The organism is Frigoribacterium sp. PhB118 (assembly GCF_003751725.1).
Lineage (GTDB): Bacteria > Actinomycetota > Actinomycetes > Actinomycetales > Microbacteriaceae > Frigoribacterium.
On record NZ_RKID01000003.1, the window covers coordinates 31,926 to 46,717 of the forward strand.

Consider the following 14,792-nt stretch of genomic DNA (forward strand, 5'->3'; position numbering starts at 1 on the left):
CCCGTCGAGTGGTCCCGAATCGTGTTTCGGCCCGCACGCGAGGACGTTTCGGGACCACTCGACCGACGTGTCGAGCAGGACGAGGAGGCGCGGGCACGTCACGAGGACGGACGCCCGCCCCGGCGGGGCTCAGTCGAAGAGGCCGTAGGCGGCGTCGAGCGTCTCGTCGGTGCTGAGCGGGGCGGCGTCGCCCGCACCGGTCGCCGTGACGGCGATCAGGCCGTGAGGCGAGAGGACCGTGCTGGCCGAGGCCGTGATGCCCTGCTGCGTCACCGACTGCGAGAAGGCCTGGCCGCCGAACGCCTGGACGCGCGAGTCGTCGACGGTCTCGACGCCCTCGGTGCCCTCGATCTGCGAGGTCTGGGCGCTGATGTCGTCGGCGCTGAACTCCTGGCGCTGGGCGAGGACGACGATCGCCGTCACGTCGGCGGCGTCGGTCGCCTCGGTGGTCGGGTTGGCCCACTGGCAGTTCGCCTGGTCACCCGAGAACGTGCTGTCGTCGCGCAGCTCGAGGCCGTCGACGACGCCGCCGAGTGCCGAGCCGACGTCGTCGCAGCTGGCGAGGTCGTCGAAGGTGCCCTCCGTCGAGCCGGCCGATGACCCACCGGAACCGGCCTCGTCACCGTCACCCGCGCCTCCTGGGGTGCAGCCGGCGAGCAGCAGGCCGAGGGCGAGCACGCCCGTGGTGGTGGCCGTCACGGCCGTTCTGCGCATGGTCGTGGTCATCGGGGGCTCCCTCGTGATCTGCCTCGGACTCGCTGTGCCCGGTGCTCCCGTCACCCTAACGAGGGGCACCTCCGAGGACGCACCGTCGTCGCGTCGTCAAACCACCCCGGAGGCTGGTTCGACAACGCGACGGTGGTGCGACCCCCGGCGGCGTCGGGCTCCGCGGCTCACCAGGTCGTGCGGGTGCGCTCCTGCTCGACGACGGCCTCGCGGTCGGCGAGCCCGCGGAGCCCGGCGAACTGCTGCCCCATGCGCGGATTGCCCGAGAGCACCGGCTCGACGCGGTCGAGGAACGCCCAGTAGCCGGCGGTCACCGGGCAGGCGTCCTCGCCGAGCCGCTTCTTCGGGTCGAACCGGCACGAGCCGCAGTGGTCGGTCATGCGGTTTATGTAGGCACCACCCGACGCGTACGGCTTCGTCGCCACGACGCCGCCGTCGGCGTGCTGCGACATGCCCACGACGTTGGCCGGCATCACCCAGGGCGTGCCGTCGACGTACATGTCGACGAACCACTGGTTGAGTGCCGCCGGGTCGACCCCGCGCTGCAGGGCCCAGTTGCCGAGGATCATCAGCCGCTGGATGTGGTGGTTCCAGCCGTGCCGCCGCAGGCCGTCGAGCGTCTCGCTGAGGCACTCGGCCTCGACGGCCTCGACGTCGAGCCCGGCGAACACCTCGGGCAGGGGCTGCGTCGCCCCGAGGGCGTTGCTCGTCGTCGCGAAGTCCTCGCCGAGGTGCCAGTAGAGGTGCCAGACCCAGTCACGCCAGCCGACGATCTGCCGCGTGAACCCCTCGACGCTCCGCAGGGGGGCGTCTCCGGCCTGGTACGACGCGACGGCGGCCTCGACGACCTCGCGCGGGTCGAGCAGCCCGAGGTTCATGGGGGCGCTGAGCAGGGAGTGCGCCATCGTCCAGTCGCCCGACAGCGTGGCGTCCTCGAACGGGCCGAAGTCGGGCAGCCGCACCTCGACGAAGTCCGCCAGCGCGGCCGTCGCCTCGGCCCGGGTCGCCGCGAACCGTCGGGGCGCGTCGTCGCCGAGGAGCCGGACGACCCCGTCACGCTCCCAGCGCTCGAGGTCGGCCCGCACCTCGGCGTCGATGTCGTCCTCCTCGGGCCACTCCTGCGGCGGCAGGCCGAGAGTGGCCGCGCCCTTCGGCGGCTTCTCGCGGTTGTCGTGGTCGTAGTTCCACTGGCCTCCGACGGGCTGCGGGCCCTCCATCAGCAGTCCGGTGCGCTGGCGCACCGCCCGGTACCAGTCCTCCATCAGGAGGCGCGGTGCCGGTCGACCGCCGGACGCGCCGGTCGGTCGACCCGCGCCTCCTCGACGGGCGTCGTCGGCGTCCGCCGTCGCGCCTGCGGACCGGCCCGGACCGCGTCCGCCCTGGCGACCCGCGGCCCACTCGGCGAATTCGGCCTCGCTCGAGACGAAGCCACGGCTCGGCAGCACCTCGGCTCCCACCGACCGCACGAGACGGCGCGCCCGGTACGAGGTGGGGTCGACCACCTGCAGGTCGTCCCGCCCCTCGAGGGCCTCGGAGTAGTGCTCGACCTGCCGGAAGTCGACACGGTCGCCGAGCTCGACCGCCCGGTGCCGGATCGCCGACAGGATCAGCTGCAGCTTGGCGCGGTGCAGGGTGCGACCCTGCCACGACGACCGGCTCTCGACCAGCAGCATCGGGTCGCCGTCGTCGAAGTGCGGGCCGAGCTGGTCGAGGAAGATCCACCGGGTGCGCTGCATGCCCCGACAGTAGACGTGGGCACTCAGCGGGTTGCCAGCATGTTCACCGTGACGAACGGGGCGGGCGCGGCGTCTCATTGACGTGCAACCCGGCTCGCCCCGGTTCGCCCGGACACGCCCGCTCGCACGACGACCACCGCACGACCATCCGCACGACTCCCCCAGCCGAAAGAGGACCCGAGATGTCGAACACCGCCGCTCCCACCCCCGCCACCCTGACCAGCAGCTCGCGCGTCGACGGCGCCGCGCGCGTGGACGGTGCCTCGACCGTGTCGTCCGACGCCGCGGGCACCACGCGGATCGCCGACGGCGTCGTCGCCAAGGTCGCGGGCATCGCCGCCCGTCAGGTGCCCGGCGTCCACTCGATCGGTGGCGGCGCGTCGCGTGCCGTGGGCGCGCTGCGCACCGCCGTCGGCCAGCAGGACCACGGCCAGGGCGTCAAGGTCGAGGTCGGCGAGACCCAGGCCGCCGCCGACCTCAGCATCGTCGTCGACTACCCGCTGTCGGTGCAGCAGGTGGCGGACGACGTCCGCCAGGCCGTCGCCGACGCCATCACCCAGCTCGTCGGGCTCGAGGTCGTCGAGATCAACATCGAGGTCAGCGACATCTTCATCGCCGGACAGGACGACGACTCGGACGGCACGAACGACTCGCAGCGGGTTCAGTAGACAGCGAGTTCACTGGTACCCGCGGCGGTCGTCCCGACACGATCGTCCCCGCAGCACCGCGGGCCGCACCCCACCGAGCCGACCGGCTCGACCGCACGACCCGTGCACCATCGCCCCAGGAGGCACCCCATGGCATCACTGCTCCGACGCTTCGCCCCGCTCATCGTGGGCTTCGTCATCAAGAAGATCATGAACAAGCGCGGTGGCGGCAACGGCCAGGCCGGCGGCTACCAGCAGCCCGGTCGCCGTCGCTGACCCACCGGCACCGCCCGCACCGCCTCTGACGCAGGAGGCGCGACTCACGCGAGTCGCGCCTCCTGCGTCTTTCGTCGTCCCGGCAGCGCCGCTCAGGCGGCGGGGCGGGCCGACCGACGGGCGAGCAGGCGGTCGCTCGCCAGCACGGCGACGAGCACCACCGCGGCGACCACGATGTAGAGGACGGGCAGCGAGTCGAGCCCGGACCCGTCGAGCACGAGGGCACCGATCAGTGCTCCGCCGCCGATGCCGGCGTTGAAGCCGGTCGTGTAGAACGCGCTCGCGAGGTCGCGCATCCGCTCGGGGGCGACCTGCAGCATCCGGGTCTGGAACAGCGGCGGCAGCGCTCCGAACGTGACGCCCCACAGCACGAAGGCCACCAGTGACGGCACGAGCATGCCCTCGAACACGAGCATGCCGGTCACGGCCAGTCCGACCACGGCCACGCCGATCGGGATGCTCACCCGCGGTCGCGCCCCGAGGAACCACCCGACCATGCCGAGCCCCACGGCCCCGGCGACGCCGAACGCGAAGAGCCACGCGGCCAGGCCCTGCTCGGGCACCCCGGTCGAGCGCACGAGGTAGGGCGTGATGTAGGTGAAGAACGAGTAGTGGCCGATCATGAAGACGGCCGTGATCACGCAGCTCAGGACGACGCCGAGCACGCTCGGCCTCGGCAGCGAGCGACGGCGACGGACGGCCCCCGCAGGAGGCGCGGTGCCGTCGACCAGCGTCGGGACCGCGTCGGTCACCGGCTCCGGCACCGACTCGTGCGCCGTGCCCCGACCGACCGGCGGCAGGAACTTGTAGACGAAGACCGCACCGAGCGCCATGAGCCCGGCGAGGATGCCGAACGCCTCACGCCAGCCGAGGGCCTGGCCGAGCGCGGTGCCGAGCGGGACGCCCAGCACGAACGCGAGGGTGCCACCGCTCATCGCGACGGCGAGCGCGCGGCCGACCTGCGCCCGGGGCACGAGGTGACCGGCGTAGGCGCCGCCGATGGCCCAGAACATGCCGTGGGCGAGACCGCCGAGCACGCGGCTGGCGAGCACGAGCTCGTAGGTCGGTGCGATCGCGGTGAGCCCCGCGCTGATCGCGAGGACGACGATCAGGCCGACCACGATCAGGTGGCGGGGCAGGCGACGGGTGAGGTGGGTGAGGCCGGTGCTGGTGAGCACGACCGTGAAGGCGAAGACGCTGACGAGCAGGCCGATGCTCGACTCGGTGACGCCGAGGTCGGCGCTCATCTCGGGCAGCAGGCCGGTCGGCAGCATCTCGCCCGAGATCGAGAGGAACGTGGCGACGGCGATGGCGAGCAGGCCGGCCCACGGGAAGCGGGCGGACGGGGTGGACGAAGGCGCGGTGGGGCGCGGGGGTGCGAGTGTCATGGAACCTGGGGTGGTCGGCGGGCGCCGTTCTCTCGACCCGATGGTGGCCACGGGCCGGCCGATCGTGACGATCTGCCGGCGGCACGGCCTTCGCGGCAGGTGCCGTTCGTGACCGTGGGTGACTCGGGGAGGATGGTGATCCCGACTGCGCGCTGTCGTGCACGCCCGGGGCCGGGAGTACCGCCCGACCGAGGTCGAGCTTACCCGCTCGTGCCCGGCCTGGCCAGGGGGCCGGTGTGCGGTGGCGCACCGCATCTCGTGCTCCGCACCTCGATTAGTCGCGGTGCGGTGCACGAAACGCGGTGTGGTGGTGTCAGGAGGCGCGGTGCGGGTCGGGCCGCGGAGGCTCGGTCCCGGTGCCCTCGACTGTGCCGGGCGCGCGGTCGCGCGCGGGGTCGGGCTCGCTGTCACGCGCGCGGTCGCGGTCACGCGCGCGGTCGTGGTCCAGGAAGCGGGCGCTCGGCGGCTGGGTCTCGCGAGCCAGCATGAACACGACGACGATCTGCAGGAACGGGATGAGCGCCCCGAGCCAGAACCAGCCCCACCCCCAGGCCCGGGCGGCGTGCAGGCGACGGATGGTGAGCGTCGCCATGGGCACGAAGGTCATCAGGCACCAGAGACCCCAGACGAGGGCCACCCAGGTCGTGCCGCCCCAGGCCGGACCCGCGGGGCCGAACGGGCCGAGCGAGAACTGTCCGATCTGGAGGGACGCGCCCTGGCCCAGGCTGGTGCCCGGGCCCGCACCGGCCGGGCGGCCGAGGACGACGACCGGCCAGGGCGCGAAGAGCGACGAGCCGTAAGCGCCGATCGACCACGAGGCCACGCTCGCACCGCGCACCAGCGACCCGACGCCGACGTTGAGCACGAGGGCGAGGACGGTCTGGAAGAGCCAGATCCACCAGAACTCGGCCCGGCCCGCGCGGGCGTGCACCACGTAGGCGTTGCCGACGAACCGCCGGAGAGCCTGCACCGGGGTCGCGCCGGGCAGGGGCTGACGGTCGACCTCGAACCACGAACCCCTCGTCGTGCCTGCCGCCGTGCCCTCGCTCATCGGGACGACGATACGGGGACCGTGCCCGCGCCTTCATCCCCCACGCGAGCGAGATGTCCCCTCCCGCAGCGTCGCACCGCGCTCGTGCAGGGCACCTCGACTCGTCGGGTCGTGCTGCACGAAAGGCGGCGCCCGAGGTCAGGAGGCGCGGGTGCGGTCCGCGGCGGAGGGACCGACGGCTGCCTCCCCGGGAACGCACACCGCGCCTCCCGCGTTGACTGTCAGCATGAGCGCCGCGACCCCCGACCCGAAGACCTGCCGATCGTGCGGGCGCACCATCGAGTGGCGCAAGAAGTGGGCGTCGAACTGGGACGAGGTCGCGTACTGCAGCGACGCGTGCCGCAAGCGCAAGGTGACGGCGCAGGACCGCGAGCTCGAGCAGCGCATCCGCGACCTCCTGGCGGCCCGGGCGGCCACGTCGACGATCTGCCCCTCGGACGTCGCGCGGTCGCTGCACCCCGACGACGAGGACGCCTGGCGCGGATTGATGGAGCCCGTCCGTCGCGCGGCCCGACGCCTGGTCGCCGCGGGCGAGGTCGACATCACGCAGGGTGGCTCGGTGGTCGACCCGTCCACGGCGAAGGGCCCGATCCGCATCCGCCGTCACCGGTCCTGAGCCGGGCGCCGACTCGACGCGCGGGGCGAGCGGGCTGTCAGGGACGCTGAGGACGATCGGGGCGACCGATCGGGATCAGACGGGTTGCAAGGCCGACCAGGGCTCGACGGGCAGGTCGACTCCGACCGCGTCGCCGGGTCGCACCTCTCCCCCGGCGAGCACGACGCCCATGACGCCCGCCTTGCGGACGAGTTCGCCGGCCTCGTCGCGTCCGACGACCGCCTTCAGCAGGCCCGACTCGAATCGGTCGATCTGCAGGCACGGATTGCGGAGTCCGGTGATCTCGACCCGCGCCTCCTGACCGAGGGTGAGCACGGTGCCGACGGGCAGGCCGAGCAGGTCGACCCCGTGGGTGGTGACGTTCTCGCCGAGGTCGCCGGGCCCGACGTCGTAGCCGTGGTCGGCCAGCTCGGCGAAGAGCTCGGCGTGCATCAGGTGCACCTGCCGCAGGTTCGGCTGACTCGGGTCGCGCGCCACGCGGGAGCGGTGCTGCACCGTGCGCCCGAGGTGCGCGTCACCCTCGACGCCGAGCCCGGCGAGCAGGGTGACCCGCTGCACGGGCGGCTTGCTGAAGCGGTGGACGTCGTCGACGTTGACCGAGAGGACGGAGGCGCGGGTCATGTCGTCAGTCTGCCCGCGTCGGCCGCCGGGGTCGAGGGTGGGGCGGGCTGGGGGTGCGGGCGGGGCGGCGGGGGCCGGGTGCGCGGGGGCGGGTGCAGACGGAGACCTCAGTGCGACGGGCGGTTGGTGCCGGATGCGGGCCGCTGACGTCGAGACGGCGTGAAGCGCCTGCCCGAGAGCGGGGCGTAGGCGTACCAGCCACCACCCGGGTGGCTCGCGGCGATCTCTCGTGCCTCGGCCTCGACCTGCTTGGCGCGGGCGTTCAGCGCCCGAGCGGCCCGAGGGTTCGTCGGGGGTTCCGACGACCGGTGGACCTCGCGGCCGTCGAAGAGGAGGTGCACCTCGAACCCGACGCCGAGCTCGTCCGCCAGCCGGTCGGCGAGGGCGGCGCCGGTCCGCGCGAACGTGCGGTCGTCGGCCTCGGCATGCGACCCGAGGTCGGGGTCGAGCCGTGACCGGTGGAAGGCGTCCCACGCGTCCAGGTCGGCCACGAGCCCGGGAGACAGATGGACGTCCGAGTGGTCGACCGCATCACCGAGCCACAGGACGGTGCCCGTGAACCCGGCGAACATCCGCACCATGACGCGACCTTCTTCGGACCGGACGGGCATGGCGGGAGCCTAACCGCACCTCCTCGGGTCGTCGAGCCCCGGCGGCCCGCCCGTCGGCCTACGCGCCGGTCAGCGGCGGACGTCGTGGAGGTGGTGCACGGGGTCGTGCACGAAGTAGCGCGCGAGCGAGTCGACCGTGAAGGCCGAGCCGTCGCTGCGGAGGCCGGTGCGACCGAGCCGGTCGTCGGGCACCGCCTCGAACGCGTCGGCGACGACGGCCGCGGCGGCCACGAGTTCGTCGGCCACCACCGCAGGTTGCTGGGACGCGTAGTCGTCGTCGAGCGCGGTGGCGTCCTGGTCCCAGTTCGCGAAGGTCGGCGCGTCCTCGGCGAGCATCAGCCGGAGGCGCGTGTCGAAGACCTGGAACACGTCGCGCACGTGCGCCCCGTACTCGAGCGGCGACCACGTGGCGTCGTCGGGCCGGGTGCGGGCGTCGGGCCGGGCGAGCTCGACGGGCCAGGCGGCGGCGTTCTCGCGGACGAGGCGCGGCACGTCGCGGAACGTGACCTCGGCGGGGTCGAAGCCGCAGTCGTCGCAGGGGCGTTCGAGCACCCAGGTCCAGTTCTTCGTGTCGGGCGTGATCGGCATGGGACCGACGCTAGGACGCGCGACCCGGCACCCGCCATCGAGATCCTGCCGACGTCGGTGCCCCCGGCGCCAACCGCGACCACGCGAGGAACCCGGTTTCGAACCGTGCACCCGGTTGCTACCGGGTGCACGGTTCGAAACCGGGTTCATGGCGGGGCGGGAGCGGCGGGACGGGGGGCGGCGGGACAGGGGCTCGGGCGACCGGCGCCGCCGACCGACATCCGCCTCCGGGATGACGTCGGCCCCGCGACCCGCCGCTACCGTCGACCCATGACGAACACTCAGCACGAGGGCCGGCTCGCGGGGGCGGCGGCGAGCCTGCGACGGCGGGTCGACCGCCGCGAGGTGGCGTGGGTCGTCGGCACCACCGCGGCCCTGTTCGTCGCCGGCGCGGCGCTCGTCGGCCTGACGGCCTCGGCCGGCCGGGTGGTCGCGTCGCTGCTCGAGTTGCCGGGCGCGCTCGCGCAGACCGCGCTCGTGCCGTTCGTGGTGTGGGCCGTCCTCGTCGTCCTCGTCGCGTGGCGGTGGTCCGAGGCGCCGGCGTCACGCCGGGCCTGGCTCTACGTCGCCGCGGCGGCCGTGGCACGGGCCGGCGTCGAGCTCACCGTCGGGTCGGGCGTCACGTCGGGCCTCCGGGCGGGCTTCTCCCTCTACACGTTGCCCACCGTCGTCTTCGTCAGCCTGCCGTTCGTCGCGACCGTCGGCCTGGCGTCGTTCGTCGTCCTCGCCGCGCGGTCGGGTCGGGGCGGCCGCGACACCTCGGCCCACGACGGATCACATCCGGCCGAGCACGCACCCGTCGACGCCCCCGTCGACGCCCCCGCGGCCCGAGCGCCCCGCCCGCCCCGCCCGCCCCGTCACCTCGTGCACCGCGTCGCAGTGATCGTCGAGGCGCTCGCCCTCGCGGCGGGCGTCCTGCTCACGCTCTCGCTGGCCGGGCAGTGGTTCTCGGCCGAGTTCAGCCTCTTCGGCACCCCCGTGACCGTCAGCCAGGAGGCCGCGGACAGCTGGCTCCGGACCCTCGTCGCCTGCCTCGCGTGCCTCGTCGTGACGCTGTTCGCCGCGATCACCGCCGGGCATCGAGGTGTCGTCGTGGCGGCCGTCGTCGTCGCCGGGCTGGTCGTGATCGGTGCCGTCGGCGCACCCGTCCCCGGGGACCGGTGGGAGTCCCCCACCCCCCGTCAGGAACCCCTGCCCGCGAACTACACCCCGTGCTTCAGCGGCAGCGGGAAATGTAACTGACCCTCGGGGACGGCGAAGGTCAGGCGGGCGCGTCGACGTCGGCGCCGTCCCAGAGGTCGGAGCAGTCGACCGGCTCGGCGGCGTACGCCCTCAGGTAGGGGCCCGCCCCGCGATCCCCGGTGAGGGACGCCGCGAGGGCCGACCAGTGGGACCGACCGACCACGACGGGGTGACCCGGGCGTCCGTGGAAGACGGACTGCCGCAGCGCACCCGGGCCCAGGGGCACGTCGGCGGCCGGGGACGACAGCAGCCGCGCGACGGCGGACGGCGGCAGACCCGGGTAGTCGACCAGCGTGATCAGGGCGAGCCGCGCCTCCTCGGGGTCGGAGGCGGCGAGCGCCGCCAGCCCGACGCGCAACGACGCGGCGAGGCCGTCTGCCCAGTCGTCCGCGACGACGACCGCCACCCTCGCGCGACCGTCGACCGGCGGGAGGCACGGGTCGGCGTGCGGCGCGTCCGTCGCCCCGCCCGGCACCGGTGTCTCGACCGTCAGGAGGCGCGGGTCGGCCGCCAGCAGCGCTCGCGCCTCGGTCGCGCCCGCCCCGAGCACGACGACGACGCGGTCACAGCCCCCGTCGAGCAGCGTCGTCACGGCGCGGGTCAGCCACGGCCCGCGCTCGTCGACCACGAGCGCCTTGGGACGGCCCATGCGCGTCCCGGCGCCGGCCGCGAGCAGCAGGCCGACGGACGTCGAGGAGTCGTCACCGGGCATGGTGTCAGGCTAGCCAGCCCCGGAGAGCACCTCGCGCCGGCCGGCGACGTCCGACGTCGCGGTAGGTCGCGGGGCCGAGGCCGTGACACCATCGAGACCTGGCACCACCAGAGACCACCCGCTCGCCCGTCGCACCCGAGGAGCCCCGTGTTCGAGATCGCCGACCGCCTGCTGGCGCGACTCGACGCCGGCGAGCGCCTCGCCGTCGCGACGGCCGTGTCGGTCGTGGGCAGCGCACCCCGGACCGTCGGCACGTCGATGGCCGTCACCGTCGACGGCACCGTGATCGGCAGCATCTCGGGCGGCTGCGTCGAGGGCGCGGTCTACGAGATCTGCACGCAGGTGCTCGACGACGGCACGCCGCAGCTCGAGACGTTCGGGTTCAGCGACGAGACGGCGTTCGAGGTCGGGCTCAGCTGCGGCGGGCGCATCGAGGTGTTCGCCCGGCTCGTCACCCCTGACGACGCCGAGACGATCGCCGCCCTCCGCGATGCCGCCGCCGGGCGTGAGGCGTCGGCGCATGTCGTGCTCGGCCCGGTCCGCACCGGCGAGGTCGTGCCGACCGTCGACGACTGCGAGGGTCTGCGGGTCTTCAGCGAGCGCTCGGTGCCGCCGCCGCGCCTCCTCGTCTTCGGGGCGGTCGAGTTCGCCGTCGCCCTCTGCAACGCCGGGGCGGTACTGGGCTACCGCGTGACGGTGTGCGACCCGCGCCCGGTCTTCATGACCCGCGAGCGTTTCCCGTCGGCCGACGAGGTCGTCGTCGAGTGGCCGCCGAACTACCTGGCGCGCACCGGGGTCGACGAGCGCACCGTGATCGCGGTGCTGTCGCACGACGAGCGGTTCGACGCCGACCTGGTCGAGGCGGCCCTGGCGTCCCCGGCGGCGTACGTCGGGGCCATGGGATCACGGGTCACGCACGACCGTCGCGTCTCCGCCCTGGCCGGTCGCGGAGTCGGGCCGGAGGCGCTCGGTCGACTGCACTCCCCCATCGGGCTCGACCTCGGGGCGAGCACACCCGAGGAGACGGCCGTGTCGATCCTGGCAGAGGTGCTCGCCGTGCGGTCGGGCGCCTCGCGGGCTCCGCTGCGCGACCGTGACGGCAGCATCCACCTGATCAGCTGAGGCGCGAGACCCCAGGGTTCGGCCGAGGCGCCCGTGCGTGCAGAGGGTCTCGGCGAGCCCGTGGTGCGTCGGCGTCAGCCCGCCCCGCCCGGGCGGACCTTGGCGGTGTCGGCGACGTCGATGCGGGTGACCCCGTCGCCGCGGTCCTCGGTCGTGATGCGCGGGGCGGCGTCCGACTCGTCCGACTTCGGGGCACGGGTCAGCTGGTCGTGCCGCTTCTCGTCGTCGGTCATGCCGGTCGGGTCGTGGTCGACCTCGTGCCCCGGGCTGGTGTCGCGGCCGGCGTCGTCGGGACCGGGGGTCTGCGTGTCGTCGCTCATGCGGTCGACCGTACCCGCGCCTCCTCGTCCGCGAAGCGCGTCAGCCACGACGCAGCCGCTCGACTGCCGATGACAGCAACGGCAAGTCGTGGTCGACGGTGTGCGCCACGACGGAATGCGAGGTGTCGAAGTACCGGTGGGCGAGGAAGTCGCGCATGCGGGCGACGTCGGCCCATGGGATCTCGGGCGCGGCACTCGTCGTCTCGGACGAGAGCCCCTTCACCGCTTCGCCGATCTCGATGAGGCGGACGCGCACGGCGTCGAAGACCAGTCCGTCGGTCAGTTCTCCCCGTCGCCGATGGGCGTCGATGGCGCTCAGAGCCGCCGCGATGTCGTCCAACCGCGCCCGATCGTGACGACTCACAGGGCGACCCCGTCCCGCGAGACCGCTTCGGCGACCTCGGGGGTCAGGCCGTCGCGGGGCACGACGTCGACGACGACGCCGGCGATGTCGCCCGCCCGTCGGGCAGCCGCCGCCAGCCCGAAGAGTCCGAGGCCGTCGGGCAGGTCGACGACGACGTCGAGGTCGCTGTCGACGCGGTCGTCACCTCGGCTGACGCTGCCGAAGACCTGGGGGTGACCGAACCCTTCGCGCGCGAAGAACGACCGCAGTTCGGCACGGCGAGGATGCACGATGCGCCCCACCGGCCCGCCGAACGGAGACGCGGTCGCGGTCGCACGAGATCGTGACGGCGTGAGCGTGAGCGCCAGGTCGAGGCCCGTCGCCTCGAAGAGCCGCTCGAGGACGGGCAGGGACGGGATCTTCGAGCCGCCCTCGTAACGCGAGACGGCGCTCTGCGGCAGCCCTGCCCTCCGCCCCACCTCGCCCTGGGTGAGCCGCGCAGCGACCCTCGCCTCCCGCAGACGCGAGGCGACGTCCGTGGTGATCATGACCGGACTATATACGATCGGGCATGCGCCGCGCACGAGACCCCGGGAACCCGCCCAGACCCTCACATGGGTTGATGGGGTCCGAGCGGGTTCCTGGGCCTTGGCGCCGGGCTAGCGGGTGAGGACGGCGAAGCCGCCGGGCTTGACCAGCACGACGCTGCGGCCCTGCACGTCGCGCTGCTGCACGAGGCGGCCCTGCGCGTCGTACGACGACGCCGACGTCCGACTGCCCCGCACGCCGACCGGGGTCGGCAACGGCAGCCGCGAGGTCGACGACAGCAGCTCGGTCGTCGTCGGGCGACCGTCGGCCGCCGTCCCGGCGAGCACGAGCCGCTGGACGAGCGGCCGCACGATCAGGCCGTCGACCACGGTCGCGTCGCGGCCGGCGGTCACGGTGATCGCCGTCGCTCCGGCACCGATCGGCACCGGCAGCGTCTGGGGCAGCAGAGCCCCGGAGGCGGCGGTCACGCCCTGCGCCCCGGCCTGCGTCGTCAGCGTCCCCAGGGGCACGCGTCCCGCCTTCCAGACCGACGTCGACCGCACTCCCTCGGCGGCGAGCAGGACCGGCTCGACGTGCCGCAACCCGGAGCCCGCGGGCACCGTGATCGTCGCGCTCTGCCCGGGCTCGAGCCGCAGCGCCGACCCACCGCCGTACTGCGACTCACCCGTCCACGCCGAGTCGGGGGTGACGACCGTGCCCGTCGTGGGCGACGCCGTCTCGGCCTCGACCACCGTGAGGCCGTCACGCGACGTGACGCTCGTCAGCCCTCGAGCCTCGGCCGAGACGTCGGGGGCGCCGTCGAGGGCGATCATCGACAGCAGGCCGTGGATCGTGCTCTCGGCACCGCTGTTGCGGTTCACCGTGCCGTCGGCCTGCACGCCGTCGAAGGTCACCCCGGTGGCCGGGTCGTAGACGGGGGTGCCCGAGCGGTTCGTGCCGAAGTACCAGCTCGCGGCCACGGCCGCGACGCGCTTCAGACCCGGGGCCCCCGCGCCGGCACCGGCCACGGCGAGCGCCGACTGCAGCCGCGAGTCGGCTCCGTAGGCGATCTGCGTCTGGTCGACGGGCGTCGGGTACCAGGCGTTGTCGGGCCCGCTCGCCGTGAGCAGGGTCGTCATGAACGAGGTCTGGTCGAGCACGGCCGGCTTCAGCAGGTCGGGTCGGGCGAGCACGGTCGACGCCCGGGCCAGGGCGACGGGCATCTGCGACGACCAGGCGTGCCACATCGAGCGGGACTTCGCCCAGGGCAGCACGGCTCCGTACGGCCAGGTCTGCCCGTCGCCGGACGACATCGCGGCGACGCCCTCGGCGAGCTGCGTCAGCGCGGTGCGCGAGGCCGCGTCACCCGGCACGACGGCCGAGTAGGCGCTCAGCCCGAGGACGGCCTCGGCCGAGGCGTCGGCTCCGGAGCCGATCAGCCAGGCGGGCACCTTCGCCCCGTCGGCCACGTCGTACCGACCGTAGCGGGCGAGCGTCTCGCGGTTCAGCGCCGTCACGCCGAGCTGCAGCCGCTGCTGCAGGAACGCGGCGAACTCCGGGTCGTCGTCCGCGAATGCGGCGTACCCCTCGCCGAACGCCCAGATGCTGCGGGCCAGCCAGTAGCTGTTGCCGCTGTCGGACGGGTCGGGCAGTTCGACCGGCACCGGGCTGCGGTTGAAGGTGCCGTCGGGCTGCATCCAGAGGACGACGTTGCCGGCGGCGTCACCGGTGGTCGTCTGGAAGTACGCGGTCGCCCGCAGCAGCTCGTAGGCCTTCTGCCGGCTCGACTCCGAGCCGGTCTGCTTCCAGTCGCGCAGGTACACGACGGCCGTCCGTGAGACGTCGTCGCTGTTGTACGCGCCCTGCCCCCAGTACCCGGTCGCGGGGTCGAGCGGACCGCCGCCCACCCGGGCGAAGGTGCCGCCGTCGCGGGCGTCGGCGTAGGTCCACGGCAGGGTGAGCGTCGGCTCCGCGCTCTGCCGGTAGGTCGAGTGCCCGGCCTCGGGCACGGGCGTCGTCCGGTCGAGCAGGAAGTCCAGGTGCGCGAGGTTCGTCAACGGTGCCACGGCCGGTGCGGCCGCCGGGGCGGTCGGCGCGGCCGAGCCGGGCGGCGCGGCCGCCGGACCAGGAGGCGCGGCGGCAGCCGGCAGCGCCCCCGTCACCCCCAGCACGGTCGCCAGGGCCGCGGCCAGTGCCGCGCCCGTCCATCGTGAGTTGCGTGCGATCATCGTCGACCGCCTCCTTCTTGTCGGTGATCCGTGGGTG

Annotated in this window: 17 protein-coding genes; 5 read left to right on the top strand and 12 right to left on the bottom strand. The window is 73.9% G+C overall.

Annotated features, from left to right (window positions below; translation table 11 throughout):
* Window positions 1–129: 129 nt before the first annotated feature.
* Window positions 130–726: a hypothetical protein gene (locus EDF21_RS09675; protein ID WP_123571214.1), complete on the bottom strand. Its 597-nt coding sequence runs from the start codon at window positions 724–726 to the stop codon at window positions 130–132.
* Window positions 727–893: 167 nt separating this feature from the next.
* Window positions 894–2,462 carry a cryptochrome/photolyase family protein gene (locus EDF21_RS09680; protein ID WP_123571215.1) on the bottom strand — a complete coding sequence of 523 codons (1,569 nt, stop codon included), beginning with the start codon at window positions 2,460–2,462 and terminating at the stop codon, window positions 894–896.
* Between the two features lie 182 nt (window positions 2,463–2,644).
* On the opposite strand from EDF21_RS09680, the gene EDF21_RS09685 reads away from it, so the two are divergent.
* Together EDF21_RS09685 and EDF21_RS17150 are read left to right on the top strand one after the other, a co-directional pair.
* Entirely contained in the window at window positions 2,645–3,130 is a 486-nt protein-coding gene (locus EDF21_RS09685) for an Asp23/Gls24 family envelope stress response protein (RefSeq protein WP_123571216.1), read from the top strand.
* A gap of 129 nt (window positions 3,131–3,259) precedes the next feature.
* A complete protein-coding gene (locus tag EDF21_RS17150; RefSeq protein ID WP_255349713.1) occupies window positions 3,260–3,385 on the top strand; it encodes a hypothetical protein in 126 nt (41 codons plus the stop codon).
* A gap of 92 nt (window positions 3,386–3,477) precedes the next feature.
* On the opposite strand, the gene EDF21_RS09690 is transcribed toward EDF21_RS17150, so the two are convergent.
* Together EDF21_RS09690 and EDF21_RS09695 are read right to left on the bottom strand one after the other, a co-directional pair.
* A complete protein-coding gene (locus EDF21_RS09690; protein WP_123571217.1) occupies window positions 3,478–4,773 on the bottom strand; it encodes an MFS transporter in 1,296 nt (431 codons plus the stop codon).
* 313 nt (window positions 4,774–5,086) lie between these two features.
* Window positions 5,087–5,824 (bottom strand): DUF805 domain-containing protein, encoded by a 738-nt coding sequence (locus tag EDF21_RS09695; protein WP_123571218.1) that lies wholly within the window; start codon window positions 5,822–5,824, stop codon window positions 5,087–5,089.
* A 226-nt stretch (window positions 5,825–6,050) separates the two neighbouring features.
* Between EDF21_RS09695 and EDF21_RS09700 the strand changes: the two genes are divergently transcribed.
* Window positions 6,051–6,440, top strand: a complete 390-nt coding sequence (locus tag EDF21_RS09700) for a DUF2256 and DUF3253 domain-containing protein (protein ID WP_054147090.1) — start codon at window positions 6,051–6,053, stop codon at window positions 6,438–6,440.
* A gap of 75 nt (window positions 6,441–6,515) precedes the next feature.
* Here the strand turns inward: EDF21_RS09700 and EDF21_RS09705 are convergent, their stop codons facing one another.
* The 3 genes from EDF21_RS09705 to EDF21_RS09715 all read right to left on the bottom strand — a co-directional run bounded on the left by EDF21_RS09705 (window position 6,516) and on the right by EDF21_RS09715 (window position 8,260).
* Window positions 6,516–7,061: an MOSC domain-containing protein gene (locus EDF21_RS09705; RefSeq protein WP_123571219.1), complete on the bottom strand. Its 546-nt coding sequence runs from the start codon at window positions 7,059–7,061 to the stop codon at window positions 6,516–6,518.
* Window positions 7,062–7,168: 107 nt separating this feature from the next.
* Window positions 7,169–7,672, bottom strand: coding sequence for a hypothetical protein (locus EDF21_RS09710; RefSeq protein ID WP_123571220.1), 504 nt, complete (start codon window positions 7,670–7,672; stop codon window positions 7,169–7,171).
* A gap of 69 nt (window positions 7,673–7,741) precedes the next feature.
* The gene (locus tag EDF21_RS09715; protein ID WP_123571221.1) at window positions 7,742–8,260 is read right to left on the bottom strand and encodes a DinB family protein; all 519 of its coding nucleotides are present in this window, start codon (window positions 8,258–8,260) and stop codon (window positions 7,742–7,744) included.
* 270 nt (window positions 8,261–8,530) lie between these two features.
* Between EDF21_RS09715 and EDF21_RS09720 the strand changes: the two genes are divergently transcribed.
* Window positions 8,531–9,502 (top strand): hypothetical protein, encoded by a 972-nt coding sequence (locus EDF21_RS09720; protein ID WP_123571222.1) that lies wholly within the window; start codon window positions 8,531–8,533, stop codon window positions 9,500–9,502.
* Between the two features lie 19 nt (window positions 9,503–9,521).
* Here EDF21_RS09720 and EDF21_RS09725 read toward each other — a convergent pair whose 3' ends face one another.
* Window positions 9,522–10,214 (bottom strand): NTP transferase domain-containing protein, encoded by a 693-nt coding sequence (locus EDF21_RS09725; protein WP_123571223.1) that lies wholly within the window; start codon window positions 10,212–10,214, stop codon window positions 9,522–9,524.
* A gap of 147 nt (window positions 10,215–10,361) precedes the next feature.
* Between EDF21_RS09725 and EDF21_RS09730 the strand changes: the two genes are divergently transcribed.
* Window positions 10,362–11,336, top strand: coding sequence for an XdhC family protein (locus tag EDF21_RS09730; protein WP_123571224.1), 975 nt, complete (start codon window positions 10,362–10,364; stop codon window positions 11,334–11,336).
* Between the two features lie 74 nt (window positions 11,337–11,410).
* Here the strand turns inward: EDF21_RS09730 and EDF21_RS09735 are convergent, their stop codons facing one another.
* From EDF21_RS09735 to EDF21_RS09750, 4 genes are all read right to left on the bottom strand, one after another.
* A complete protein-coding gene (locus tag EDF21_RS09735; protein ID WP_123571225.1) occupies window positions 11,411–11,656 on the bottom strand; it encodes a hypothetical protein in 246 nt (81 codons plus the stop codon).
* Between the two features lie 40 nt (window positions 11,657–11,696).
* Window positions 11,697–11,996: a DUF86 domain-containing protein gene (locus tag EDF21_RS09740; RefSeq protein ID WP_233568451.1), complete on the bottom strand. Its 300-nt coding sequence runs from the start codon at window positions 11,994–11,996 to the stop codon at window positions 11,697–11,699.
* A gap of 20 nt (window positions 11,997–12,016) precedes the next feature.
* Entirely contained in the window at window positions 12,017–12,547 is a 531-nt protein-coding gene (locus tag EDF21_RS09745; RefSeq protein ID WP_199736324.1) for a helix-turn-helix domain-containing protein, read from the bottom strand.
* Window positions 12,548–12,658: 111 nt separating this feature from the next.
* A complete protein-coding gene (locus EDF21_RS09750) occupies window positions 12,659–14,755 on the bottom strand; it encodes a hypothetical protein (protein ID WP_123571227.1) in 2,097 nt (698 codons plus the stop codon).
* Window positions 14,756–14,792 lie beyond the last annotated feature (37 nt).

Bases quoted from the DNA above. Each gene is read 5' to 3' on its own strand.
- EDF21_RS09675 (WP_123571214.1), bottom strand. From the start codon at position 726: ATGACCACGACCATGCGCAGAACGGCCGTGACGGCCACCACCACGGGC.
- EDF21_RS09680 (WP_123571215.1), bottom strand. From the start codon at position 2,462: ATGCAGCGCACCCGGTGGATCTTCCTCGACCAGCTCGGCCCGCACTTC.
- EDF21_RS09685 (WP_123571216.1), top strand. From the start codon at position 2,645: ATGTCGAACACCGCCGCTCCCACCCCCGCCACCCTGACCAGCAGCTCG.
- EDF21_RS17150 (WP_255349713.1), top strand. From the start codon at position 3,260: ATGGCATCACTGCTCCGACGCTTCGCCCCGCTCATCGTGGGCTTCGTC.
- EDF21_RS09690 (WP_123571217.1), bottom strand. From the start codon at position 4,773: ATGACACTCGCACCCCCGCGCCCCACCGCGCCTTCGTCCACCCCGTCC.
- EDF21_RS09695 (WP_123571218.1), bottom strand. From the start codon at position 5,824: ATGAGCGAGGGCACGGCGGCAGGCACGACGAGGGGTTCGTGGTTCGAG.
- EDF21_RS09700 (WP_054147090.1), top strand. From the start codon at position 6,051: ATGAGCGCCGCGACCCCCGACCCGAAGACCTGCCGATCGTGCGGGCGC.
- EDF21_RS09705 (WP_123571219.1), bottom strand. From the start codon at position 7,061: ATGACCCGCGCCTCCGTCCTCTCGGTCAACGTCGACGACGTCCACCGC.
- EDF21_RS09710 (WP_123571220.1), bottom strand. From the start codon at position 7,672: ATGCCCGTCCGGTCCGAAGAAGGTCGCGTCATGGTGCGGATGTTCGCC.
- EDF21_RS09715 (WP_123571221.1), bottom strand. From the start codon at position 8,260: ATGCCGATCACGCCCGACACGAAGAACTGGACCTGGGTGCTCGAACGC.
- EDF21_RS09720 (WP_123571222.1), top strand. From the start codon at position 8,531: ATGACGAACACTCAGCACGAGGGCCGGCTCGCGGGGGCGGCGGCGAGC.
- EDF21_RS09725 (WP_123571223.1), bottom strand. From the start codon at position 10,214: ATGCCCGGTGACGACTCCTCGACGTCCGTCGGCCTGCTGCTCGCGGCC.
- EDF21_RS09735 (WP_123571225.1), bottom strand. From the start codon at position 11,656: ATGAGCGACGACACGCAGACCCCCGGTCCCGACGACGCCGGCCGCGAC.
- EDF21_RS09745 (WP_199736324.1), bottom strand. From the start codon at position 12,547: ATGATCACCACGGACGTCGCCTCGCGTCTGCGGGAGGCGAGGGTCGCT.
- EDF21_RS09750 (WP_123571227.1), bottom strand. From the start codon at position 14,755: ATGATCGCACGCAACTCACGATGGACGGGCGCGGCACTGGCCGCGGCC.